A 22,401-nucleotide genomic window follows, 5' to 3' on the forward strand; every position below is an offset into this window, starting at 1 on the left:
ACAGCTCCCCTCAACCTTGCGGGGAGCCGGTTGGGGTGGGAGCGGCTCGCTGCTCGGCTCCCCTCCGGGGGGGGGGCTATTGGATGGACGCCTCGCACACTGCGGCGGCGATATCGCCTGCGGTGAGACGGTAACGTCGGCATAGGTCCGGCAACGTGATACGGTCCGTGACCTCCTTGCGCGCCCCGAAATTCAGCACGCGCATCGGTAAGCCGTCATGATGCGCGGCATGGTTCGCGTCACCGTGCACATCACTATGCGCGTCACGATTCGCGTCACGATGCACGTCGTTATGAGCGTCACTATGCGCACCATAGTATGCGGCGATCTTGCCGCCCCAGCCACCTTCCAGTTGGCCGTCCTCGACGGTGACGACGAGCGAATGCCCCTCCCGCAGCGCCTCCAACGTGCCATGGTCCAACGTCGAATACTGGTGCGGGTCGATGACCGTGGCATGGATGCCGCGCGCGTCGAGCTCCATGGCGGCGTCCTCGGCCAGCGGATACGCGTTGCCGAGGCCCATGATCGCCACTTGCGAACCGTGCCTTGTGACGGAATACCTCGCCCACGGGTTGCCGGCGTCCGACGTGGCCGCGATGCCGTCGACGCTGATGCGGGCCCCACGATCGCCGCAGGCATCGTCGCCGGCCGTCGCATCGGTCGTCTTATCGGTCGTCGCCCCGTCAAGGTCGCCATCGCCATCACCGCGACCGCAGCCGCCCGCCGTCGCCGTGAACCGCGGATACGCGCCGCCGCGTTCCCCGGCCAGCACCGCCTCGCCCGGCATACGGATCGCCACCGGCCGCTGCGCCGGCCCCGTCGTCCATGCCAGCATCCGCAGCATCTCGTCGCCGCTCGTCGGCGCCAGACAGGTCAGTCCCGGCACATTGCCGAACATGGCCACGTCGCCGGCCCCCGAATGCGTGTTGTCGGCGCCCGCGAGCCCTCCTGCGAACACGAGCAGCGTGCCCGGCACGTTGTTCAACGCGAACTCCTGATGGATCTCGTCGTAGGCGCGCTGGAAGAACGTGGCGCTCGTCGCCAGCACCGGTGTGCCCCCGGCGCGCGCGATGCCGGCCGCCATCGCCACCGCATGCTCCTCGGCGATGCCGGTGTCGAGATAATGCCGTCCGGCCGCGGCACGCCATTGACGCGTGATGCCGTTCGACCCTGGCGTCGCCGGCGACATCACGATCAGCCCGGGTTCGTCGTCGAATCGGGCGGCCAACGCGTCCATCGCCATGCCGCCGTATGTCTTCCGCGCGTTCGGCAACGCGGGCGCGGCGCCGGCCGGACGGTCGGGATCATGCCAATGGTTGCCCTCGACACGTCCCTCCTCGTCGGCAGGCAATCCCTTGCCCTTCAACGTATGGATGTGCACCACCGTCGCATGGTCGCAGCCGCGCACGTCCTCGAACGCCCGCACCAGCGCCGACGTGTCGTTGCCGTCTTCCACATACCGGTAATCCAATCCCATATCCCGGAACAGGTTGTGCGGCGACGTCCCCTTCGTCGCCCGAAGTTCGGCCAATCCCGCATACATGCCGCCATGGTTCTCGGCGATCGACATCTCGTTGTCGTTGACCACGACGATGAGATTGCCTCCCAGTTCCGCGGCCTCGTTCAATCCCTCGAACGCCACCGCGCTCGACAACGACCCGTCGCCGATCACCGCGACCACGTCGTTTTCGCCGCCCATGAGGTCGCGCGCCTTCGCCATGCCGCACGCCAACGATATCGACGTGCCCGTATGCCCCAAAACGAACGGATCGTGGTCGCTTTCGTCGGGATTCGTGAACCCCGTCGCAGACCCGAACAGGGCTTCGTCGGTGAACGCGCGGCGACGGCCGGTCAGCATCTTATGCGCATAGCTCTGATGCGAGACGTCGAAGACGATGCGGTCATTGGGGGAGTCGAACACATAATGTAGGGCGATGGTGGCCTCGACCATGCCGAGATTGGACCCGATATGGCCGCCCTCCGCGGCGCAGTACCGCAGCAGCGCGGCGCGGATTTCCTGGGCGAGATCGGGCAGCTGCGCCACGGAAAGACGTTTCAGGTCGTCGGGCCCGTTGATATGTGCCAGAAAATCGCTCATCGTGCTCCCTTGCGATCGTCCTTCGTATTGCCATTCGTATGGTCATTGTTTCCGATGTTCCAACGGCGAAATCATAGTCGACGATGCGTCACGTCGTCGGATGGGCCGACGAATGCCCTCAACATCTCCGTATAGACGCATGTCGATCACCGTATGGACGCATCGTGCCTCCTGTTGCGCGTGTCCTGTTGCGTGGTCATATGATTCCGCCGCACAATAAGACGGATGGAACAGACGGGGCGGGAACCATACAGCCGGCCGTCACGATCGAAAGGAACGCCGATGAGGGCAGCATACGCAAGCAGCGTGAACCATGACGACCCGATATCCGTGCTGGCCGTGGGGGAGCGGCCCGAACCCGAACCGCGCGAATACTGGTCCACGATATCCGTGAGGTCGGCCAGCGTGAACCACCATGACCTGTGGTCGCTGCAGGGCGTGGGACTCTCCGACAAGCAGACGCCGATGATCCTCGGCACCGACGCCGCCGGCATCCTCGACGAGGACGTGCCCGCGCGCAAGGGACTCAAGGCCGGCGCGGAGGTCGTGCTCTACACGTTCATCGGCACCGACGGCAACGGCGTGGCCCCCGGCGAACGCCGCACCATCCTCTCCGAGAAATACCCCGGCACCATGGCCGAGAAGACGCAGGTGCCCAGCGCCAACGTGTTCGCCAAACCCGCGAACCTGAGCATGGACGAGGCCGCCGCGCTCGGCACCAGCTGGTTGACCGCCTACTCGCTCGTGTTCTCCGCGGCGGGCGTGAAACCCGGCGACACCATCCTCGTGCAGGGTGCCGGCGGCGGCGTCTCCACAGCGGCGATCATGCTCGCCCACGCGGCCGGACTGGAGGTGTTCGTCACCTCCCGCAGTGAAGGGAAGCGCGCCAGGGCGCTCGCCATCGGCGCGGACGGCGCGTTCGAGCCGGGCACGAGGCTGCCGCGCAAAGTCGACGCGGTCATCGAATCCGTGGGCGCGGCCACATGGTCGCATTCCGTCAAGTCGGTGCGTCCCGGCGGCACCATCGCGGTCTGCGGCGCCACCACCGGCGACCAGCCCGGCGCCGAACTCACCCGCGTGTTCTTCCAGGACATCCGCGTGCAGGGCGTGACCATGGGCACGCGCGACGACTTCGCCCGTCTGCTGCGGTTCGTCGAGCACGCCGACATCCATCCCGTCATCGACTCCACGTATGCGCTCGCCGACGCGCCGGCCGCCTTCCGCCGCGTGCTCGACGGCGACGTCTTCGGCAAGGTCGTCCTCCACGTGTGAGCGTGGCGGGGGCGGTTGGTTTTTCTTGGCTCCCCTTCCGTGGGGAAGGGGAGCTGTCCGCGTAGCGGACTGAGGGGATGGGGCCTCCGTTCGGGGTTGTTGTGTTTGGTTTATCGTGTGTGGGCCCCCTCAGTCAGGCTTCGCCTGACAGCTCCCCCACCGTTCGTGGGGGAGCCTTTTGGGTGGGTGTTGCTGGATGGGGCAGCTCCCCTCACATGGCGAGGGGAGCCGATTGGATGGAGGTGTCTCACTAATCGGCTCCCCTTCCGTGGGGAAGGGGAGCTGTCCGCGTAGCGGACTGAGGGGATGGGCCTTCCGTCCGGAATGGATGGAGGGTCGTCATCGTCGTCATCCCTTCGCATTATCTGATCGTCGTCTACAATCCGCGCTTATATCAACGTCGTCAAAACGTTGCAATCACGGTCGCATACGATGACCATCCGTCCGATTCCCACGACGCCTCCACCGACATTCCGGCCGATTCGCTGGAAACGGCCGGAAAAGTGCAATACGCTTGTGAGGCAGTATGGAACAGCGTATGACTGACGACGCCCGGCCGCGTCGACAGGACGGCGGGAGGTAGACGACCGATGACCGATGACATCGAAACGACGCGGGCCGATGCGCCAATGGGCGACGAGCCACGGGCCGATGCGGCGATAACGTTCCGCGACGTCACCAAGACGGTATTGACCGCCGATGGGCCGAAATCCCTGATCAAGAACGTCACCCTCGACTTCGAGGAGGGCGGCGTCTACGGCGTCATCGGACTCGGCGGCGCCGGCAAAAGCACGCTGCTCAAACTCATCGACGGCACCATCACGCCCACGTCCGGCATCGTCGACGTGCTCGGCGAGAACGTGGCCGGGCTCGACGACCGCGGTCTCGCCAGGCTGCGTTCGCGGATCTCGCGCGCCGGCGTGTTTCCCGACTTCGACGAGGAACGCACGATTCTGGAATCCGTGGCAGTCGCCGCCGGCGAGGCCGAGAACGCGGAACGGCCCGATGAGGCGGCCCGTGCCAAGGCCCTGCGGCTGCTGCGCGAGGTGAGCCTGCGCTCGCAGAAGGACGCCCACCCCTCGCAGCTCTCCGGGGGCGAACTGCAACGCGCCGCCGTGGCCCGCGCGTTCGCGTCGGCGCCGCGCATCCTACTGTTCGACGAGGTCACCGCCGCGCAGGACCATATCGAAGGCCGCGAGATCCTGCGGCTCATCCGGCAGTTCGCCAAGGAGTCCGGCGCCACCGTGGTGCTCGCCACGCATGAGATCGCCACCGTGAAGGAGATCTGCGACCATATCGTCGTACTCGACCGTGGTTTCGTGGTGGAGGAGGGACCAACCTATGCCGTCATCTCCGACCCGCAGACCGACCAGACGCGCGTGTTCCTTGAGGCGGCGTCGAGCCTGGGCAAGGTCGATGCGCTGCTCGCCGGTCATGATCCGGTGGTCGACCTGAGGCCCGGGCAGAAGCTCATCGCGCTGCGCTACGTGCATGAGGACGTCTCCGAGCCGCTGGTGTCGCTCGTGACGCGCAAGTTCGGCATTGACGTGAACATCATGCTCGCCGACGTGCAGATCGTGGGCAAGTATCCGATCGGCGGCATCGTCGGCGTGTTCGAGGGGCCGGAGCGCAACATTCGCGACGCCGTCGCCTTCCTGCGTTCCAAGAAGGTGCGGGTGGAGATCCTCTCCGAAAACTGATCCGCCCATACCGTTTCGTGTTCTGTGTTTCGCAGTTCGTATTCCCCGCGTTTTCCCCGCTGTTGCGTACAGTTGTATCTGTTCGGATCAACGGAGGTTAATGATGGCTGAAAACGCACCGCTCGTAGCCGTGGTAATGGGGTCTTCCAGCGATTGGGAGACGATGAAGCACGCATGCGAGATGCTCGACAGATTCGCGGTACCGTATTCCAAGCAGGTGGTCTCCGCCCACCGCACGCCGGAACTCATGGCCGATTTCGCGCATTCCGCACGGAGCAAGGGCATCCACGTGATCATCGCCGGCGCGGGCGGTGCCGCCCATCTTCCCGGCATGATCGCCGCGCAGACCACGCTTCCCGTGATCGGCGTGCCTGTGCGCTCCCACGCCCTGTCCGGCTGGGATTCGCTGCTGTCCATCGTGCAGATGCCCGGCGGCATCCCGGTGGCCACCACCGCAGTCGGCAACTCCGGCGCCACGAACGCCGGCCTGCTGGCCGTGCAGATTCTCTCGACCACCGACGAGCGTCTGGCCAAGGAACTGCAGGAATACCGCGACGAACTGAAGAAGAAGGTAGAGGAGTCCAATGCCCAGCTTGTCTGAGGAAACCAACGGCGCCGTCAAGATGCTGCAGCCCGGCGCGACGATCGGCATCGTCGGCGGCGGCCAGCTCGGCCGCATGATGGCCATCGTGGCGAAATACCGCGGCTTCCGCATCGGCGTGCTCGATCCGACGCCGGACTGCCCCACCGCGCAGGTGGCCGACTTCCAGGTCGTGGGCGAATACGACGACAAGACCGCCATCCATGATCTCGCCGAGAAATCCGACGTGCTCACCTACGAGTTCGAGAACGTGGACGCCGACGCCATCGACGAGGTGCGTCACCTGGTCGCCGCCCCGCAGGGCACCGACCTGCTGCGCGTCACGCAGGACCGCATCAACGAGAAGACGTTCATCAACCGGCACGGCATCGAGACCGCGCCGTGGCGTGAGGTCAACGATTTCGACGAACTTGAGGCCGCCATCGACGAACTGCACTACCCGTGCGTGCTCAAGACTCGTTCCGGCGGCTACGACGGCCACGGCCAGCATGTGCTGCGCAACGACACCGACCTGGAGAAGATTCGCGCCCGCGGCGACCGTGGCGGCGGCTTCCCGCCGAGCATCCTCGAAGGCTTTGTCGACTTCGCGTTCGAGGCGTCGATATTGGTTTCCGGCAACGGTGAGGACTATGTGACGTTCCCGATGGTGCGCAACGACCACCGCAACAACATCCTGCACATCACCGTGGCCCCGGCCGAGGTGAGCGACGAACTGCACCGTCAGGCGCAAGACCTCGCATTGCGGCTGGCCAAGGGCTTCGAACTGGCGGGCACGCTCGCCATCGAGCTGTTCATCACCAAGGACGGCCGCGTGGTTGTCAACGAATTGGCGCCCCGTCCGCATAATTCCGGCCACTACACGATCGAGGCGTGCTCCATCGACCAGTTCGATGCGCACATCCGCGGCATCGCCGGATGGCCGCTGCCCGAACCGAAGCTGCTCAGCCCCGCCGTCATGGTGAACGTGCTCGGACAGCATGTGGCGCCGAGCCGTGCGCTCATCGGCAGCCATCCCGAGTGGAACGTGCACGACTACGGCAAGGCGCAGGTGCGTCACAACCGCAAGATGGGCCACATCACCGTGCTCACCGACGACACCGCGCAGACCGTGGCCGACCTGGAAGCCACCGGCGTCTGGGACGACCTCAAGTAGTCGGCCGGCCGGTGGCCGGTAATCGGTAAATCGGTAAATCGGTAAATCGGTAAATCGGTAATCGGTAATCGGTAATCGGTAATCGGGTAAGTAGCAAGTAACCATGGCGGCCGTGATTGCGCAGATAAGTGCAGCCGTTTCGCCGCAGCGTTCGGCGGGTAGAAGTGGCAGCCGTGACTGCGCAGATAAGTGGCGACGGCTGCCTGATATCCGGCAATCGGTCAAATGATCGATTCGCGGAATCAACTTCAGGATTCCGCATGGCATCACCGCGCTGGTTATAACGCATCCATACGTAAAACCCAGTGCGGGGATCCCCCCCCTGCGCTGGTTATAACGCATCCATGCGTAAAATCCTGCGCGGGGATCCCCCTGCGCTGGTTATTACGCACCTGTGCGTCAAACCCAGTGCGATGATGTCCTCCGTGCTGGTTATTACGCATCCATACGTAAAACCCGGCGCGGAGACCTTCTATGCGCTGGTTATAACGCATTCGTGCGCCAAATCCTACGCGATGATGGCCTTCGTGCTGGTTATTACGCAGCTATGCGTAATAACCAGCACGGGGATCCCCCTGTGCTGGTTATTACGCATCCATCGTAAAACTCAGCGCGGGGGATCCCTCCTGCGCTGGTTATAACGCATCCATGCGTAAAATCCTGCGCGGGGATCCCTCCTGCGCTGGTTGTTATAACGCACCTGCGCGGTAAACCCTATGCGCAGGGTTTTTCAGCGTAGGGTTTGCTGTGCGTGTGCGTATAACCTACGCAAAGCGCATCTAATGAATGAATCCGAAACGGGACCGGGAAGAATCCGGAATGGAGACGGAACTGGTCTAAAACGGGTGCCCCCCAATGAATCCGAAATCCAGAAAATTGGCGTTGCGGAGTTGTGCAGAGCCGGGCGGCGTCTATAAGAAAAACCGCCGCATCGACAACCATATCGATGCGGCGGTGTTCGCTATTGGAAGCTGGAAAATATGCGGTCAGCCCGCGTGTGGTTCAGCCGCGCTTCTTGACGAGGTCCTCGGAATCCTTGTCGAGCGTGGCCATGATGGCCTTCTGCGCGTTCTTCACGTAGGTGAAGCCTTCGGCCTTGGTGAACGCGGCCTTGGCGGCGTCGTCCTCGGAGACGGCGCGAGTTACACGTGCGATGGCGACCAAAACGTTCGGCAGCTGCGAGTCGGGAGCGTCGTTGCCCAGTTCTCCGTAGAAACGAATTGTTTCCACATCGTTCGGATTGGCGCCGTTGGTGGGAGCAGCCTTCAGTGCTTCAACAATGCCGCCGAGATATTGCTTCATTGGATACTCATTTGGAATGCTCATGGCTCCCATGGTAGAAGGGTCCGCAAGAATTGCCAGCCGTCAATCGTTCTATGTGCTGCAAAGGAAAAACGCTGGAATCCTACGGAAAAACGACCTAAAATCATCACGTATTCGTTGCTATCGCCGTTTCGTATCATGCGACGGACGGGAACCGAACACCTCCCGGGATTCCTGTTCGTTCCGTATCATGCGACGGACGGGAACCAAACACCTCCCGGGATTCCCCTTCGTCGGGATTTTCCGAAAATGTGAGTCGTGAGGCTTTGTGGTCGCGGCTGAAGGGATATGGGGGGCGCGAATCGTTGAACCGGGTGCAGCGGTGAAATCCAGGGGAAGGAACCCTAAAAAAGAAAAACCGGACGCCATCGTCCGTTTTCCTGTGCATTTGTCGTTCTGACTGTCATGAACGACTTCCCGGAAGGCATGAATCGCCTTCTGCGCCGGAAGGAACCGGGGTGAACCGTCCGGTCAGCGGTCCTGCGCGATGTGGATGATGGTCTCGTTCATCTCCTTGCTGGAGAAGCCCATAGTGCCGGCCATCCTGGAGCTGCCGTAGAGGGCCATTCCGCGAAGCATCGAATCCTTGAGAGACATGATTGCCACCTTTCCTGGTATTTCTTCATCTGTTTGCTACGGGTAAGGAACTTCCGGACCGTCGATCGGTGGAATCCGTTGGAATCTGGAACCGCCTGATTTCATCCGGATCCCGATTCCCGGTCTTTGTTTCCCCTTCCTGTGATTATCAATATAGACAGTGAAACCGATTTCATTAAGTCGTGCCATGGTTTTCCCGGGCATTCGTCCCGTCGCGGTCATACATGGTTGACGGTATTGCGCTGATGGCATCGGATGTACTGGAGGGTTTCGTCCGGCGTGGCCGGTAAGAAGGATGAGGACCGACGTCAAGCCGTCAGAACGTCGAACGTCAAGACACCAGAACTTCAGAACAGCAAGACGTCAAGACGGCAAGACGTTAGAACGGCAGAACGGCAGAACGTCAAGACGTCAAGACACCAGAACGTCAGAACAGCAAAACGTCAAGACACCAAGACGCTAAAACGTCAAGACGTCAGAACGGCAAGGCAAGGAGAAGACTCGTGACGGCATCTTCGGAACTCTTCGTTGGATCGCATCTGTCGACGTCGGGCGGCTGGGGGAGGCTGCTCCAGCGTTCGCACGACGAGGGCGGAACCACGTTCGCGTTCTTCCCGCGCTCGCCGTATGGCAAGAGGTCGAAGGCGCTGGCCGATACCAGCCCGGAGGCGTTCGCCGGGCGATTGGTCGCCGAGCATTACGGCCCGCTGGTCGTGCACGCGCCATACGTCTACAATTTCGCCGGCAAGGACGCGTCCAAGCGGGCCTTCGCCGTCGATGCGCTCGCCGAGGACATCCGTATGCTCGCGCCCATCGCCCGCGCCGGTCAGACGACGTACATCAACATCCATCCCGGATCGCATGTAGGGCAGGGGAGCGAGGCGGGATGCCGTCTCATCGCCGACGGCATCAATCGCGTCTGCGACGATCTGGCGAAGGACGGCACCGCGGACGCCGGCGTCATGATTCTGCTGGAGACGATGGCGGGCAAGGGCACCGAATGCGGCCGCAGTTTCGAGGAGCTCGCCTCCATCATCGACGGCGTGGAGAACAAGGCGGTCGTGGGCGTCACTTTCGACACATGCCATGTGTATGACGCCGGCTACGACATCGTGAACGATCTGGATGGAGTGTTGCGCGAATTCGACGACGTCATCGGATTGGACCGTCTCAAGGCCATCCACGCCAACGATTCGCAGTTTGGCTTCGGATCGCATAAGGATCGTCATGCCAACATCGGTAAGGGCGAGTTGGGCGTCGATTTCTTTCGTGACATGGTGAACGACCCGCGTCTGGCCGGGCTGCCGATGATTCTGGAGACGAAGGAGCTCACCGAGACCACGCATCGTGACGAGATCGCCCTGCTGCGAAGCCTGAGACGGTAACAAAAAAGCGGCTTCGCGCCGCCGACAATCACTGCAAAAACTGCATAATCATTGAAAAATCATTGAAAAATCACTGCAAAAACACTATAAAGACCACGAATACGCGGACGCCGTTGGCCGCATATCGTTGTTCTCTTCTTCTCCATGCCGGGGAATATCCTCTGGGATTCCCCATGCCTTGCTGTCTACGTCTATACCGTGGGAGCGTATTGTTCCACGGTAGCCTTGACTTAGACTGCCTTGACTTGTGTCAGCGGGCGTCGTTCTCGATGCTGCGGATGGTGTCGAGCATGTGCTTGCTCATCGCCGGGGTGGTGGTCATGGTGGAAGCGCCGTAGAGGGCCATGCCGCGCAGGATGCTCTTCTTGATGTTCATGTTGTTCTCCTTGAAATGACGTTGATCGAATTCGTCAGTTGTCGATCATTGGTTATTGGTTATTGATTCGGCGAATCTCGCCGAGGGGGTATCGTATCGGGGCCGCGGGACTAAATCCGTGGCCGGCCGATTGGTCGGTTTGGGATCAGCGGGCGTCCATGTCGACGTGGAAGTTGGCGATCTCCTTGGCGGAGTGCGGGGCGACGACCATGTTGTCGGCGGCGTAGGCGGCGAGGTTGCGAAGTGCCTTGGTGAAGTTCATTGTTATGCTCCTTGGTTGGAATCGATTTGTGGATTATGTGGTAAGTCTTGCGCGCTCAGCGCTCGTCCCCGTGGATTTCGAGGATGGCTTCGTTGAGCTTCAGGTTGGAGATGCTGGTCATGGTGGAAGCGCCGTACAGCGCCAGACCGCGCATCATGGATTGCTTCATGTTCATGTTCTCTCCTTGTTCGGCTGTTTGCCTTGCATGTGTTTGGCTTGTAGCCTTGTTCGGCTGTTTGCCTTGCATATGTTCGGCTGACTGCCTTGCTTGGCCGTTCGCCTTGCTTTGTTGTCCGCCTTGCTTGGCTGACATGATTAACGATAGACCATGGATGCAATTTGCGCAAGCGCTGGCGCAACAGCACCTACCGATTGGTTGGTATTATGCCGTTTCGTCGGCGTGTCACATTCTGTGAGATTGTGATGTATCTTGACTGTTTCATCAGATTTTTCGGGCATGTGAGCGTTATTCAGACGATATGAAAAAGCCGGTGCACGGAGTTTTCGTGCGCCGGCTTGGGGAGTGGGGGTGTTCGTCTTCTTGGAATGCGTCGTCGCTGGCTGGTATGGCGGTTTTGTGCGCAAGCGCGGTCATCAGCGATTCGCTGCGGTTCGTCGTGATTTTGCCGGTTTTCTTGACGGGGTGCTTCCGCCGCTTGCATGCGCGCCGGTCGTGATATTCCACGGCCTTAAACATGGCCGCACGGATGGAAACGAACATTAGACAGGTTGATACCGGTCATGGTTACCCACTTTCCTTATGGGCGTGATACGATAAACACGCCTCAAATTGGTTGATATGTTTTGAAGCACGCGGGTAGAGGTTGCCGCCTCTACCCGCATTCTCTTATTTCAGGAACTCACGCGGCTCACAATCCAGCACATCGGCCAAACGGTAAGCCATTTTCAAAGACATGTTCTCAGGGTTAGTCGCCCCTGTCTCATACTTTGAAATCGTCACGCGGGGTATCCCCGCAAGTTCCGCCAATTGCGTCTTGTTGAGTCCGCGCCGTTCCCTGATTTCGGTCAGCCCCATATACCGCCTCGCTTTCGCTAGGCGATATTGTACCTTAATTGGTACAGTATGGGTAAATCAAATCACTGTTGAGTTGTCAAGGTATCGTGCCCGATCGGGCTTGATGCCCCTCGCTGTACCTGAATTGGTACAGCGAGGTAAAATTCTTTGGCGTGTCGCTTGGAATATCAACGATTACAAGCAACACGCCCTATTCAAAGACTCACGAATACTAGCCATAAACTCGGTCTTGGACCGATACCGGCGTACACCCGTGGGCAGTTCCGCACCCAAGTTGGCATCCTCGGCCATCATGGACGCCTTACGCAACCGCGTATTGGCGATGCGTCGAGCGCGACGACGTTTAACAAGAGAGGACATGACACCATCCCGCTTTCCACCAATCAGCCACGCGGCCACTCCCTATGAAAACGACCAGTACGCAACTCGTCATGCGTAAGAATCGCCAACATACGAACAAACGAATCGGGATCAGGGGGATAGTAAACAACCAGAACATCATCAGCCAAATGAAATTCCATGCAATTGTTGTACAATCCACCCGGATTACTCAACACATGAGGCCGATACATCTCAGGCACACGCCCAGTCGTCTGCAAAGCCTCATACATCAGAGAGACCAATTCCTCCGCAAGACTCGCATCGTACCGGGCAAGCCGTTTGAAATGCTTGTCAAACCTCTTGGATTTAGCACGAATCTCAAACACCATGCCGCACCTCGTCAAGCAACCCCATGAAATGCGCCCGAGTATCATCAGGCGTCGCATACACGGATTCACCCGGCAGGACGCGCGAATCCGTGTAATCGTCATCGTCGTCCAAGGTTTCGTCGCTACTGGCACCAGCGGCGAACCCGGCAAGATACGCATTCACCAAATCGGTGATATTCACTCCCTTCAGGCGTGCCGCCGACTCGGCTTGCGCATACGCTGGCAAACTCTCAAGAGTGGTCATAACATCACCTCGCTTTCTGATTTCAAGCATACCCGGCTTCGGGTATGCTAAAAATGATAACTTTTACTTGGTTTGTTTTGGTCACGGGACTTTCCTGCAACCTATCCCATGGAACGCTTCGGATAATCCACTATCCGAAGCGTTTCGTAATCCCGCGGGACAACCAAGCGCACACGATGAATCGCATGCGAAGACTAAAAACCTAGGGTACAAGCCCGTTCATTGAGCGTCTTTTTCTTTCGACGGCTTATCGTCGTCTAACAATTTGCGTGGATTAGAAACACGCAAAGCATCACAAAACCTAAGCGCCAAATCAAGGGACATGTTCCGCACGTCGTAGAATCCGGTTTCGTACCCGGCGATCCTCGCTCGATTCACGCCCTCGACCTTGTCGGCTAACTGTTGCTGAGTTAGTCCGCGCTTAAGCCTAAGTTCCTTAAGACTCATGATGACCCACCTTCCCAAACGATATGGTGGGTCCGATTGTACGTTACGCATCATGGGTCCTCGCCCATCGTCTGATCGTTCCGCAGGGGCGACTGCATCGACAACGCCGCCACCGAGCAGGTGTTCGGCCACCTCAAGGACGAGTTCTACACCGGACGCGAGTTCGCCTCCTACGAGGAGTTCAAGACCGGACTGGACGCGTACATCATCCACTGGAACACCAGACGACGCCAGGAACGGCTGGAGGGACGCACCCCGGAGGAATTCCGGAACATGTCCCTCACAGCCTGATCAGGTACCCTTAATAAACAACGTCCACCAATCAGGGCGCAGTTCCCTTTGCCGACCGCTCCCCTCATCTTGAGGGGAGCCGATTGGGTGGGGGTATTGCCGATTAGCTCTCCGCCGTTCGTGGGGGAGCCGGTTGGGTGGGAGGTCTCGCTAATCGGCTCCCCTCCGGGTGGAGGGGAGCTGGCGGCCGCAGGCGGTCTGAGGGGCGGGGCGGCTTGGCGACCTATAACCCATAAACCAAAACGTAATAAGGGATTGGTTACGATCGATGCAACCGATTACACAACCGCAACCGTGTCTGGTTTTGCTGAAATAATTGGCTGTTGTCCTATCGTCGTCATGGGTTCTGAAACGATTTCATGCCGACGGATCTCATAGCAGTACACGCAAGGAGTGCTCATGCCCAGGAACGCGCGACGCAGCACGCCGGTGATCAAGGACGTCGCCAAACTGGCCGGGGTCTCGGCGGCCACGGTGTCACGATACCTCAACGGCACCGCCAATGTGAACGAGGAGAAAAGCGAGCGCATCGCCCAGGCCATCAAACTGCTCGGCTACAAGCCGAGCATCGTCGCCCGCGCATTGGCGAACAGGGAGATGGACTCCGTGATGGTGTTCGCCACCGATTCCGGCTCGTTCTCCACCAATATGACCAACGTCGGCGTGGAACGCGGCGCGCAGTCGAAAAGCTATCTGTTCGGCGTGACCACGCTGAGCGAGCATCGTCTCGGCGACGTGCGGCAGATGGTGCAGATGGCGCTTGGCGCGAACCCGGCCGGCGTCATCGTCTACGAATACGACCGCGCCGGAGCCGAGGCCCTGAGGTACATCCCCGACGACATGCCGTTGGTCATCGTCGGCGGCAACGTGGGGGAGGGGGCGTATCAGGTCATCAACTCGGAGCGCGAGGGTGGCCGTGCCATGACCGAATATCTGCTGGGCCTCGGTCATCGTACCGTGTATCACGTCGCCCGCTCCGAAGGGCCGAGCGACAACACGCGCACGAACGGCTGGCGTGACGCGCTGACGGAGGCGGGGGCGCCGGTCCCCGAGATACTCCATGTCTCCGCGACTGATCTGGAGGAGTCCGTCGAGGTCGGTCGCGTCCTCGGCCGCCGCAGCGACGTGACCGCCGTGTTCGCCGGCAACGACGAGACCGCCATCGCCGTGATCAACGGTCTGCGCGAGGAGGGGCGCCGCGTTCCCGAGGACGTGAGCGTGGCGGGTTTTGAGGACCGTCAGTTCGCGCCCATGTGGAAGCCGGCGCTGACCAGTTATCGCCAGAACTTCATCGAGATGGGCGAGCGCGCCTTCGCCATGCTCTACGAGCAGATCCAGGCCAGGCGCGCCGGCGAGCGGCCGCCGCAGTCGCGTCTTGAGACCGTGCAGGGGCGCATGGTCGTGCGCGACTCCGCCTGCGCCCCGCGCTGAGCCGGCTTACGGCGGTGGGGCGGGCCGTAAGGGACGAAATCTGCGATTCACGGTGGTTGACGGACGTTTTGCAGCCCAAAACCGTCCGTCAACCACCGTGAATCGGTCGGAACGTCTTTTCCGGCCCGTGTTTTTCGTCGCCGCTGAGGCATGACCGGGGGATGCGGCGGCATGGATGGTCGCTGTCGCATCGCATCGGTCATGGTGCCGGAATCGTGTGCGCCTATGGTGTGCCTATAGTGGTTGTGAATTCGCTGGACTGTCGATGGAGGGGATGTTCGTCATGGAATTCATGGATGTCGTTCGCAAACGGTACGCATGTCGGAAATACGCCGATTGTCAGGTCTCGCAGGCCGATCTCGACGCGATCCTGGAGGCGGGGCGGCTGGCGCCCACGTCGACCGACCAGCAGGAGCAGCATGTGTACGTCATCCGGTCGGTGGACGGGCTTGCCAGGGTCGATGAACTGTCGGAATGCCGGTATGGCGCTCCCACGGTGCTGATGGTCACATACGATACGACCGATGTCTACGAATATCCGGGCGGCGAATACGATTCTGGCGTGGAGGACGCCTCCATCGCGCTGACGCATATGATGCTCGCCGCCGCCGATTGCGGCGTCGGCAGTTGCTGGGTCAACGTGTTCGACCCGGACAGGGTGCATGAGGCGTTCGGATTGAAGGAGCGCGATCGGGTCGTCGCCATGCTCGACCTCGGCTATCCAGCGGCGGACGCGGAACCGTCCGCGAAGCATCTGCGCCGCAAGGACATCGCCGACTTGGTCACGTATCTGTGAAGGCGTGCGCCTGCGTCGCTGCCTATCTACGCAATCGGCTATCGGAATACGGGCCGAGAACACCGGAATCGCCGGTTCGCAGAGTATTTCGGACGGTTTGGGGCTTCTGAACGTCCGAAAGACTCTGCGAACCACGGGAAACGGGTTTTTGGCCCGTATTTCGTAGGGGCGTTTTGGTCATCGGCGTGCGTATCCTATATGAGTACGTAATGAGTATGTGAACGGGCGGATGGCCCGCGGTGGATTGCGACGGACGGGGAGCAGGGCATGGTCGAACATATGACGAGAAGGACGGTCCAGAAGGAGACGGTCCGTGAGGCGTTGCGGCGGACGGATGATTTCATCTCCGCGCAGAACCTCCACCGCCGTCTGCAGGACGCCGGCTCGCGCATCGGACTCGCCACCGTGTACCGCCAGCTCAACGCCATGGCGGCGACGGGGGAGGCCGACACCATACGCATGGGCGGCGAGCAGCTGTTCCGCGACTGCGGCGAGGACGCCACACGCCATCACCACCATCTGGTGTGCGAGCGCTGCGGCAGGACGGTCGACATCGAGCCACCGAGCGAGGCATGGTTCCGCAAGGTCGCCAAAGACAACGGGTTCACCGTGAGCCATCATATTCTGGAGATCTTCGGCCTGTGCTCCGACTGCGCCGCCGAGGAGAGCGCGGGTGCGGACGACGGTACCGGCGCGTGATGCCGACCGGCGCGTCGGGTCGCCTGACGGCATCCGGATCCATGGACGGGAACGCCCGCCGATGACGATATGTCACGGCGGGCGTTCCCATGTCTGATCTCACCGACTGGTTCAGTGCGCCAGCATTTCGGTGGCCACCTCGTCCTTGGTCAGGGACGCGGGGTAGTAGGTGGGCCAGTTGTCCATCTCCTTGAGTGTCTCCTCCTGGGAGTCGTCGCCCATGAAGATGTGGAAGTGGGCGGACTCGCCCGGTGCGATGCCGTGGTCGGAGAACTGCACGATCTTCGGAGCGCCCTCCGGCACGTCGCCGGTGGCGGTGAACAGGTAGCGCACGCCGCGGTTGCCCTTCTCGTAGTCGAGGATCCTGAATCCGTCGTACTTGTAGGTGGCGGTCGCGGTCTTGTCGCCGCGGGTGAAGCTCATCCGGTCGCCCTTGATGACGATCTTCTCCACGTCGGTCCGGTATCCGGTGTCGTAATACTTTTTGTATTCCTCGGCGGTCATGCCTCCCTTCTTGGCCTTCGCCTCCATGACGGAATCCAGTGTGCCGTCCTTGAGATACGGGTATACGGACTGCCATTCGCCCTCGTAGTCGGCGAGCGTGCGGTCCTTCACGTCCTGCGTGAGGAAGTATCCGTTTGTGGTATCGGTGGCTAGGGCCTGGTTGGTGATGGAGGTCAGCCATTCCAGCAGGGTCTTCTTGTTTTCGGGCAGCTGCTCGGTCACCGAGATGATCGTTTTGTTGTGGCTTTTCGCCGCGGATTCCAGCTTCTTGGCGAATTCGCCCATCTCCTGCGGGTTGACGACGAGGATGTCCACGTCCTTGCCTTCGACCACGCCGATGGCGTTCTTCAGGTCGGATGCCGAAGGCTCCGCCTCGCTGTTCATGGCGTTGGTGTAGGTGGCGGGCGTCTTGTCCACGGCGCCGATGTAGTCGAGCAGATAGTTCGCCACGGATTCCGTCGCCGCATAATGCCGTTCGACGCCTGCGGTGCGGCCCTTGTTCACCAGTGCCACGAACTGCGCGTAGTCGCCGTTCCATGTGTTGGAATGGCGCTGCACCGTGGCCTCGGTGTCGCCGCCGTCGGGGGCCGAGTCGGAGTATGCCTTCGTGATGGCCTGCGATGCCTTGAGTACGGCGTCGGGGCTGAACCACAGATGCGGATTCGTGGAACCGTGGTGGTGATGGTGGTGCCCTTCCCCACCTTCGGCGCTGTCTTCGTGCTCGTGCGAGTGCTCCTCGGCGGCGGTGACGCCCATGAGGTCGCCGACGTTCACGATCTTCTGTTTGGAGGGGTCGAGCTGCGCCTTTTCCGCCCATCCGTCGTATCCGGCGCCGTTGAGCACCACGATCTGCGCCTTCGAGAGCTCCGCGAGATCCTGTGGCGTGGCCTCATAGTCGTGCGGGTCGGCGGAGGTGGAGTTGATGAGCGAGGTCACCTTCACGCAGTTGCCGCCGAGTTCCTCGGCGAGCGAGCCCCACTGGTTCACGGATGCGACCACATTGAGCGTGACGTCGCAGGAATCGGCCCCGGTTGTCGTTTCGGCGGCGGCAACGGCGTTCCCGCCGTTCAGCGGGTGTCCGGCACGATAGGCGCTGCCGGCGACGAACGAGCCGACGATCAGTGCGGCGGCAAGGAATCCGCCGCCGATGACGTACACGGGGCCGCGTCGCCTGCGGGGTGAGGCGGTGTTCTCCGTGGGGCCGTCGAGGCCGTTGGAATCGCCGGCGATATGGGAATCATGCGTTGTTTCGTCGGTCATGAGTGTCTTTCTACTTGTGTCGATCCTTCGCCATTATCATATCTAATGATAATCATTATCACAAATTGGATGGAATCGAATAATGCAGACCGTTGGAAAATCAATGTTCCGCGGGTTTCCGTCCGGCGGGTCGTGACATGCGGTCTGGCGTCGCGGCCGCCCCCGGTCGCACGGCATCGGCTCCGGGCTGGCGGTCCGGCTTGCTGTCGTCCCCTCCGATGACGGAGGGCCGTGTCTTTGGTTTCGGGAGGGGTGATTCGGCCGGATTGACACGTGCGCGGCATGAGGCGATGCCGCGCACCGATGACTTCGCCGAGAAGTCAACGGCAACGACTGAAATGGGAGTATGCGCAGGAACAGGATCATCGGGCTGGTAGCACTCATCGTCGTCGTCGCGGTCATCTGCGGGTTCGCGGTATGGCGCACGACGACGCCCGAATCCAAGCCGGCCGAGCCGAAACAGTCGGTCACCGGATATCTCGGCGGCGAGAAGACCGGCCTGTTCGACGACCCCGAATTCGCGAAGCTCGCATCCGACGCCGGATTGAAGGTCGACTACCGCAAGGCCGGCTCGCTCGATATGATGACGGCCGACCGGACGGGCATGGACTATCTGTTCCCCTCGTCGCGCACCGCGGTCGAATACGGCGCGGGCAAGGGCGTCAAGGCCACGAGACAGGACATCGTCTTCAACTCGCCGATCGTGGTGTATACGCATAAGCCGGTGGCCGAAGGGTTGGCGAAATCCGGCATCATGACCCATGACGGCAACGTCTGGCGTCTCGACATGGCCAAGGCCGTCGCCGCCATGAAGGCGGGACGCAGCTGGGCCGACGTCGGATATGCGGGCGGATACGGCGTGTTCCACATCGAAAGCACCGACCCGGTGAAATCCAATTCCGGCAACGAATATGCGGCCCTACTGGCGAACACGATGAACGGCGGGCAGCCGGCCACCCGTGCCACGGTGAAACGAGACGCCCCCGTCATCCGCGGCATCTTTGAGAAATCCGGATGGATGGAGACCAGCAGCGAGGACAGCTTCAACCAGTTCCTCACGCTCGGCGTGGGATCCAAGCCGATGATGGTCGGCTACGAAAGCCAGATCCTCGACCTCGCCGTCAACAATCCCGACGCCTACGCGCAGGTGAAGGACGACCTCGTCATCGCCTATCCCACACCCACGGTGTGGAGCACGCACACGCTCATGGCCCTGGACGCCAGGGGGGAGAAGCTGTTGTCGCTGTTGGAGTCCAAGCCGGTGCAGAAGCTCGCCTGGGAGCGGCATGGTTTCCGCAGCGTGGACTTCTCCGGCACCGACTCCGTCAAGCGTTTCGGCGTGCCCGGTGCCGAGGAGACGGTGCGGAACGTTGTGGAACTGCCGCCCAACGACGCCATGCAGGACCTCATCGCCGTGCTGCGGCAGTAGACTCCGGCCGCGTATGCCGCATATGCGAAAGCGGGGAGGGAACCGGTTCCCTCCCCGCTTGTCCGTCGTAGCCGTTCGTGGCCCGCGCCCTGGAGATATCAGGCGGCGAGCTCGGCCTTCAGCTCCTTGAGATCGGCGAGAATCTCCTCGTGGCACTTCTCGTTGGTGTCGAAGGCGAGGTGGCAGAAGGCGCACTCATGGCCTTCGCGGTTCTCGTGGCAGGCGTGTGCGCAGTGCTTGCCTTCGCAGTGCTTGCAGTCGGCGTCGTTGCAGCAGTCGCCGGTGAAGCAGCAGCCGCAGCAGCCGCAGACGGCCACGCCGTGCTCGTGCTTGGTCGCGTCGAACTTGGCCAGGTCGTCCTTGCAGACCGCGAAGGTGCCCTCTTCGGTGACGATTTCGTAGGCGTGCTCGTCGTAGTTCCTGATGGTCATGATATGAATCTCTTTCCGTATGATGCCGCGGCCGCTGCCGATGTCGTCGGCCTGTCGTCGTGGCGTTCCCTTGTGACGTATGCCAATATACGTGCGCGGCCATGCTGGCGAAAATTAGTGAAAGCGATTATCAATCAGATAGTTCATTGCCGTGCGAATGCGTTTCCGCGCATTGTTCGCACAGGCCGAATATCTCAAGATTGTGGTTGATCTCGGTGAAGTGCACCTTGTGGGCCGCCTGCCTGATCCACCGCTCCAGTCCGGGGATTTCGATCTCGATGGTGCGGCCGCATTCCCGGCATACGATGTGATGGTGATGGCCGTGGTCGGAGCATTCGCGGTAGAGCGTCTCGCCGTTGAGGTGCAGGGTGTCGAGTTCCCCCGACGAGGCCATGAGCTGGAGGTTGCGGTATACGGTGGCCGTGCCGATGCCGGTGCCCTGTTCGCGCAGTATGCCGGCGATCTCCTGGGCGGTGGCGAACCGGGCGAGGCCGGCCATGGTCCGGGAGAGCAGTATACGTGGCCGTGTCACGCGTTTTGTCGGCATCCTGCGTGGTTCGTCGTTCATATGGGCCTCGGTCAACTTCGTATATTAAACGAAAATCGTTATCATAATCATATATGTGATGGACAATAAGGATGCCGACTCCGATGGCGTGCTGCGGGCCCGTCGTTAGTCGTTCGTGGGACGCCTGCGCTCTCAGACCTCGACGTACCCCTTGCGCACGGCGGCCGACAGGTGTTGTGGCACCTGGACCGTGCGTCCGTCCGGCGTGGTCACCGTGGCGAGGTCGACGGGCTTCGCCTTCCAGTTGGCGCGGCGCGAATGCATATTCGCGCGTGATTTCCTGACTTTCGGATGCGCCATCAGCCCTGCCTCGCCTTCCAACGGGGGTTCTTCTTGTTGATCACATAGGTGTGGCCGCGCCTGCGCACAACCACCGATCCCGGCTTTCTGGCCATGGATCGGATGGAGGCCTTGACCTTCATGGAGTCTTCCTTTCTGTGTCTTTCTGTGCGGTGATGTCCGCGCCGTTCATGATTTGCGGCCGTAGCGCGCATTGAATTTCTGCACCTGGCCGGCGGTGTCGAGCACCACGCTCCTGCCGGTGTAGAAGGGATGGCTGTAGGCGGAGATCTCGGTGACGACCAGCGGATAGGTATTGCCGTCCTCCCATTCGGTGGACGGCAGCATGTCAGCCTTGGCCGCAAGCGTGGACCGGGTCAGGAACGTCTTGCCGCAGGAATTGTCCCGTACGACGATCGGCCCATAGGCGGGATGAATGCCTCGTTTCATGAGATATGCCCTTTCTTATACATTGTTCGGTTGGCCGAACGGCTTGTTTTCGCGGCTCCCCTCACCAGCTCGACTTGGTGACGCCGGGAAGGTTGCCGGCGTGGGCGAGTTCGCGCATACGCACCCGCGAAACGCCGAACCGGCGCAGATAGCCGCGCGGGCGTCCGTCGATGGAGTCACGGTTGCGCAGTCTGGTGGGGCTGGCGTTTCGCGGCAGGGCGTGCAGCGCCTTCATCGCGGATTCGCGCTCCGCCTCGCTGATATGGGGGTCGACGCTGGCCTTTTTGAGCTCGGCGCGTCGTTCGGCGTACTTCGCCACGATGCGCTCGCGCTGGCGCTGCCGCGCGATCTTGCTGGTCTTGGCCATGGATGTTGATGCTCCTTATGGGTTGTGGGTTGTGGGCCGTGTTGTTTGGAGTGCCGGACCTGCCTTGTGTCGGCTCGCCCCGGTCGGCCGTCGAGGCTCCGCCGGGCTGCGTTCACCGCGTTTCGCGGAAGATGACGCGCTTCTTGACGACCGGATCGTATTTCATGAGTTCCAGCCGGTCCGGCGTGTTCCGCCGGTTCTTCCGCGTGGTGTAGGTGAATCCGGTGCCTTCCGTAGACCGCATCGTGATGACCGGGCGGATGTCGGATGATTTGCTTGCCATGGTGGTGTCCTTCAATGAAGATGCCGACCGTGGAAGATGGAGAAACGCGGCCGGCAAGACTGTGATTGTGCCGTTTCGGTCCGTTGCCGGCCGATTGCGGCGGGTGGTGTCGTCGGGTGGCGTCGGATGCCGTCAGACCTTGATCTCGTTGCGGCGGATTAGTTCGGCGACCACCGCGTCGATGCCCCGACGGTCGATGGTCCGGATGCCACGGGCGGAGACGTCCAAGGTGATTCGGCGTCCAAGCGAGGGGACCCAGTAGCTCTTGCGCTGTAGATTCACGTTGAATCGTCTGCGCGTTTTGCGGTGTGAGTGGGAGACGCTGTTGCCGACCCCGGCGCGGCTCCCCGTGACTTGACAATGTTTGCTCATGGCTGCCATCATAGCTAATGATAATCATTATCACAAA

The 22,401-nt window shown here is 61.3% G+C and carries 28 protein-coding genes and 1 pseudogene; 11 read left to right on the top strand and 18 right to left on the bottom strand.

Annotated elements, in window-relative coordinates; all coding sequences use genetic code 11:
- Nucleotides 1-76 precede the first annotated feature (76 nt).
- Nucleotides 77-2,098 (bottom strand): 1-deoxy-D-xylulose-5-phosphate synthase, encoded by a 2,022-nt coding sequence (locus DF200_RS06280; RefSeq protein WP_109137435.1) that lies wholly within the window; start codon nucleotides 2,096-2,098, stop codon nucleotides 77-79.
- Between the two features lie 282 nt (nucleotides 2,099-2,380).
- Between DF200_RS06280 and DF200_RS06285 the strand changes: the two genes are divergently transcribed.
- The 5 genes from DF200_RS06285 to DF200_RS06305 all read left to right on the top strand — a co-directional run bounded on the left by DF200_RS06285 (nucleotide 2,381) and on the right by DF200_RS06305 (nucleotide 7,465).
- Entirely contained in the window at nucleotides 2,381-3,370 is a 990-nt protein-coding gene (locus DF200_RS06285; RefSeq protein ID WP_109137436.1) for a zinc-binding dehydrogenase, read from the top strand.
- A 590-nt stretch (nucleotides 3,371-3,960) separates the two neighbouring features.
- Complete coding sequence (locus DF200_RS06290; protein WP_109137437.1) at nucleotides 3,961-5,070, top strand: ATP-binding cassette domain-containing protein; 1,110 nt, start codon at nucleotides 3,961-3,963, stop codon at nucleotides 5,068-5,070.
- A gap of 103 nt (nucleotides 5,071-5,173) precedes the next feature.
- Nucleotides 5,174-5,671, top strand: a complete 498-nt coding sequence (gene purE / locus DF200_RS06295) for a 5-(carboxyamino)imidazole ribonucleotide mutase (RefSeq protein ID WP_109137472.1) — start codon at nucleotides 5,174-5,176, stop codon at nucleotides 5,669-5,671.
- Entirely contained in the window at nucleotides 5,655-6,824 is a 1,170-nt protein-coding gene (gene purK / locus DF200_RS06300; RefSeq protein ID WP_109137438.1) for a 5-(carboxyamino)imidazole ribonucleotide synthase, read from the top strand. Before purE ends, purK begins: the two co-directional genes overlap by 17 nt.
- A 344-nt stretch (nucleotides 6,825-7,168) precedes the next feature.
- Nucleotides 7,169-7,465 (top strand): hypothetical protein, encoded by a 297-nt coding sequence (locus DF200_RS06305; RefSeq protein WP_109137439.1) that lies wholly within the window; start codon nucleotides 7,169-7,171, stop codon nucleotides 7,463-7,465.
- Between the two features lie 361 nt (nucleotides 7,466-7,826).
- Here DF200_RS06305 and DF200_RS06310 read toward each other — a convergent pair whose 3' ends face one another.
- Both DF200_RS06310 and DF200_RS11240 read right to left on the bottom strand, forming a co-directional pair.
- Nucleotides 7,827-8,150 carry a hypothetical protein gene (locus tag DF200_RS06310; RefSeq protein WP_146192032.1) on the bottom strand — a complete coding sequence of 108 codons (324 nt, stop codon included), beginning with the start codon at nucleotides 8,148-8,150 and terminating at the stop codon, nucleotides 7,827-7,829.
- A 468-nt stretch (nucleotides 8,151-8,618) separates the two neighbouring features.
- The gene (locus DF200_RS11240; RefSeq protein ID WP_277725128.1) at nucleotides 8,619-8,744 is read right to left on the bottom strand and encodes a hypothetical protein; all 126 of its coding nucleotides are present in this window, start codon (nucleotides 8,742-8,744) and stop codon (nucleotides 8,619-8,621) included.
- Nucleotides 8,745-9,247: 503 nt separating this feature from the next.
- Here DF200_RS11240 and DF200_RS06315 point away from each other — a divergent pair.
- On the top strand, nucleotides 9,248-10,129 hold the full coding sequence (locus DF200_RS06315; protein WP_109137441.1) for a deoxyribonuclease IV: 882 nt from the start codon (nucleotides 9,248-9,250) through the stop codon (nucleotides 10,127-10,129).
- A gap of 250 nt (nucleotides 10,130-10,379) precedes the next feature.
- Here DF200_RS06315 and DF200_RS11245 read toward each other — a convergent pair whose 3' ends face one another.
- From DF200_RS11245 to DF200_RS06335, 6 genes are all read right to left on the bottom strand, one after another.
- A complete protein-coding gene (locus DF200_RS11245) occupies nucleotides 10,380-10,505 on the bottom strand; it encodes a hypothetical protein (protein ID WP_277725129.1) in 126 nt (41 codons plus the stop codon).
- Nucleotides 10,506-11,233: 728 nt separating this feature from the next.
- On the bottom strand, nucleotides 11,234-11,488 hold the full coding sequence (locus DF200_RS06320; RefSeq protein ID WP_109137442.1) for a hypothetical protein: 255 nt from the start codon (nucleotides 11,486-11,488) through the stop codon (nucleotides 11,234-11,236).
- Between the two features lie 126 nt (nucleotides 11,489-11,614).
- Nucleotides 11,615-11,803, bottom strand: coding sequence for a helix-turn-helix domain-containing protein (locus DF200_RS06325; RefSeq protein ID WP_109137443.1), 189 nt, complete (start codon nucleotides 11,801-11,803; stop codon nucleotides 11,615-11,617).
- Nucleotides 11,804-12,186: 383 nt separating this feature from the next.
- Nucleotides 12,187-12,513: a type II toxin-antitoxin system YafQ family toxin gene (locus DF200_RS06330; RefSeq protein WP_158275797.1), complete on the bottom strand. Its 327-nt coding sequence runs from the start codon at nucleotides 12,511-12,513 to the stop codon at nucleotides 12,187-12,189.
- Nucleotides 12,503-12,757 carry a hypothetical protein gene (locus DF200_RS10805; RefSeq protein WP_158275798.1) on the bottom strand — a complete coding sequence of 85 codons (255 nt, stop codon included), beginning with the start codon at nucleotides 12,755-12,757 and terminating at the stop codon, nucleotides 12,503-12,505. Before DF200_RS10805 ends, DF200_RS06330 begins: the two co-directional genes overlap by 11 nt.
- A 219-nt stretch (nucleotides 12,758-12,976) precedes the next feature.
- Entirely contained in the window at nucleotides 12,977-13,204 is a 228-nt protein-coding gene (locus DF200_RS06335; RefSeq protein ID WP_109137445.1) for a helix-turn-helix transcriptional regulator, read from the bottom strand.
- Between the two features lie 81 nt (nucleotides 13,205-13,285).
- Between DF200_RS06335 and DF200_RS06340 the strand changes: the two are divergent.
- The 4 genes and pseudogenes from DF200_RS06340 to DF200_RS06355 all read left to right on the top strand — a co-directional run.
- Nucleotides 13,286-13,495, top strand: a pseudogene (locus DF200_RS06340) (IS3 family transposase); the annotation flags it as partial.
- Nucleotides 13,496-13,894: 399 nt separating this feature from the next.
- The gene (locus tag DF200_RS06345) at nucleotides 13,895-14,926 is read left to right on the top strand and encodes a LacI family DNA-binding transcriptional regulator (RefSeq protein WP_109137446.1); all 1,032 of its coding nucleotides are present in this window, start codon (nucleotides 13,895-13,897) and stop codon (nucleotides 14,924-14,926) included.
- 283 nt (nucleotides 14,927-15,209) lie between these two features.
- On the top strand, nucleotides 15,210-15,722 hold the full coding sequence (locus tag DF200_RS06350; RefSeq protein WP_109137473.1) for a nitroreductase family protein: 513 nt from the start codon (nucleotides 15,210-15,212) through the stop codon (nucleotides 15,720-15,722).
- A gap of 267 nt (nucleotides 15,723-15,989) precedes the next feature.
- Entirely contained in the window at nucleotides 15,990-16,421 is a 432-nt protein-coding gene (locus tag DF200_RS06355) for a Fur family transcriptional regulator (protein WP_109137447.1), read from the top strand.
- A 111-nt stretch (nucleotides 16,422-16,532) separates the two neighbouring features.
- On the opposite strand, the gene DF200_RS06360 is transcribed toward DF200_RS06355, so the two are convergent.
- Nucleotides 16,533-18,185 (bottom strand): metal ABC transporter substrate-binding protein, encoded by a 1,653-nt coding sequence (locus DF200_RS06360; protein WP_109137448.1) that lies wholly within the window; start codon nucleotides 18,183-18,185, stop codon nucleotides 16,533-16,535.
- 346 nt (nucleotides 18,186-18,531) lie between these two features.
- Here DF200_RS06360 and DF200_RS11145 point away from each other — a divergent pair, with 346 nt between their 5' ends.
- The gene (locus DF200_RS11145; protein ID WP_241520165.1) at nucleotides 18,532-19,614 is read left to right on the top strand and encodes a hypothetical protein; all 1,083 of its coding nucleotides are present in this window, start codon (nucleotides 18,532-18,534) and stop codon (nucleotides 19,612-19,614) included.
- A 98-nt stretch (nucleotides 19,615-19,712) separates the two neighbouring features.
- On the opposite strand, the gene DF200_RS06375 is transcribed toward DF200_RS11145, so the two are convergent.
- The 8 genes from DF200_RS06375 to rpmB all read right to left on the bottom strand — a co-directional run bounded on the left by DF200_RS06375 (nucleotide 19,713) and on the right by rpmB (nucleotide 22,364).
- Nucleotides 19,713-20,045 (bottom strand): lectin-C, encoded by a 333-nt coding sequence (locus DF200_RS06375; RefSeq protein ID WP_170112491.1) that lies wholly within the window; start codon nucleotides 20,043-20,045, stop codon nucleotides 19,713-19,715.
- Between the two features lie 130 nt (nucleotides 20,046-20,175).
- Entirely contained in the window at nucleotides 20,176-20,613 is a 438-nt protein-coding gene (locus DF200_RS06380) for a Fur family transcriptional regulator (RefSeq protein WP_241520166.1), read from the bottom strand.
- A gap of 132 nt (nucleotides 20,614-20,745) precedes the next feature.
- Nucleotides 20,746-20,913: a 50S ribosomal protein L32 gene (locus DF200_RS06385; protein ID WP_109137450.1), complete on the bottom strand. Its 168-nt coding sequence runs from the start codon at nucleotides 20,911-20,913 to the stop codon at nucleotides 20,746-20,748.
- A complete protein-coding gene (locus DF200_RS06390) occupies nucleotides 20,913-21,035 on the bottom strand; it encodes a ribosomal protein bL36 (RefSeq protein WP_109137451.1) in 123 nt (40 codons plus the stop codon). Before DF200_RS06390 ends, DF200_RS06385 begins: the two co-directional genes overlap by 1 nt.
- Before the next feature lie 46 nt (nucleotides 21,036-21,081).
- Complete coding sequence (locus tag DF200_RS06395) at nucleotides 21,082-21,342, bottom strand: type B 50S ribosomal protein L31 (protein ID WP_109137452.1); 261 nt, start codon at nucleotides 21,340-21,342, stop codon at nucleotides 21,082-21,084.
- 61 nt (nucleotides 21,343-21,403) lie between these two features.
- Nucleotides 21,404-21,709, bottom strand: a complete 306-nt coding sequence (gene rpsN, locus DF200_RS06400) for a 30S ribosomal protein S14 (protein ID WP_109137453.1) — start codon at nucleotides 21,707-21,709, stop codon at nucleotides 21,404-21,406.
- Between the two features lie 112 nt (nucleotides 21,710-21,821).
- Nucleotides 21,822-21,992 carry a 50S ribosomal protein L33 gene (gene rpmG / locus DF200_RS06405; RefSeq protein ID WP_109137454.1) on the bottom strand — a complete coding sequence of 57 codons (171 nt, stop codon included), beginning with the start codon at nucleotides 21,990-21,992 and terminating at the stop codon, nucleotides 21,822-21,824.
- A gap of 132 nt (nucleotides 21,993-22,124) precedes the next feature.
- On the bottom strand, nucleotides 22,125-22,364 hold the full coding sequence (gene rpmB / locus DF200_RS06410; protein WP_109137476.1) for a 50S ribosomal protein L28: 240 nt from the start codon (nucleotides 22,362-22,364) through the stop codon (nucleotides 22,125-22,127).
- Nucleotides 22,365-22,401 lie beyond the last annotated feature (37 nt).

This window comes from Bifidobacterium catulorum, assembly GCF_003129925.1.
In the GTDB taxonomy this organism is placed as follows: domain Bacteria; phylum Actinomycetota; class Actinomycetes; order Actinomycetales; family Bifidobacteriaceae; genus Galliscardovia; species Galliscardovia catulorum.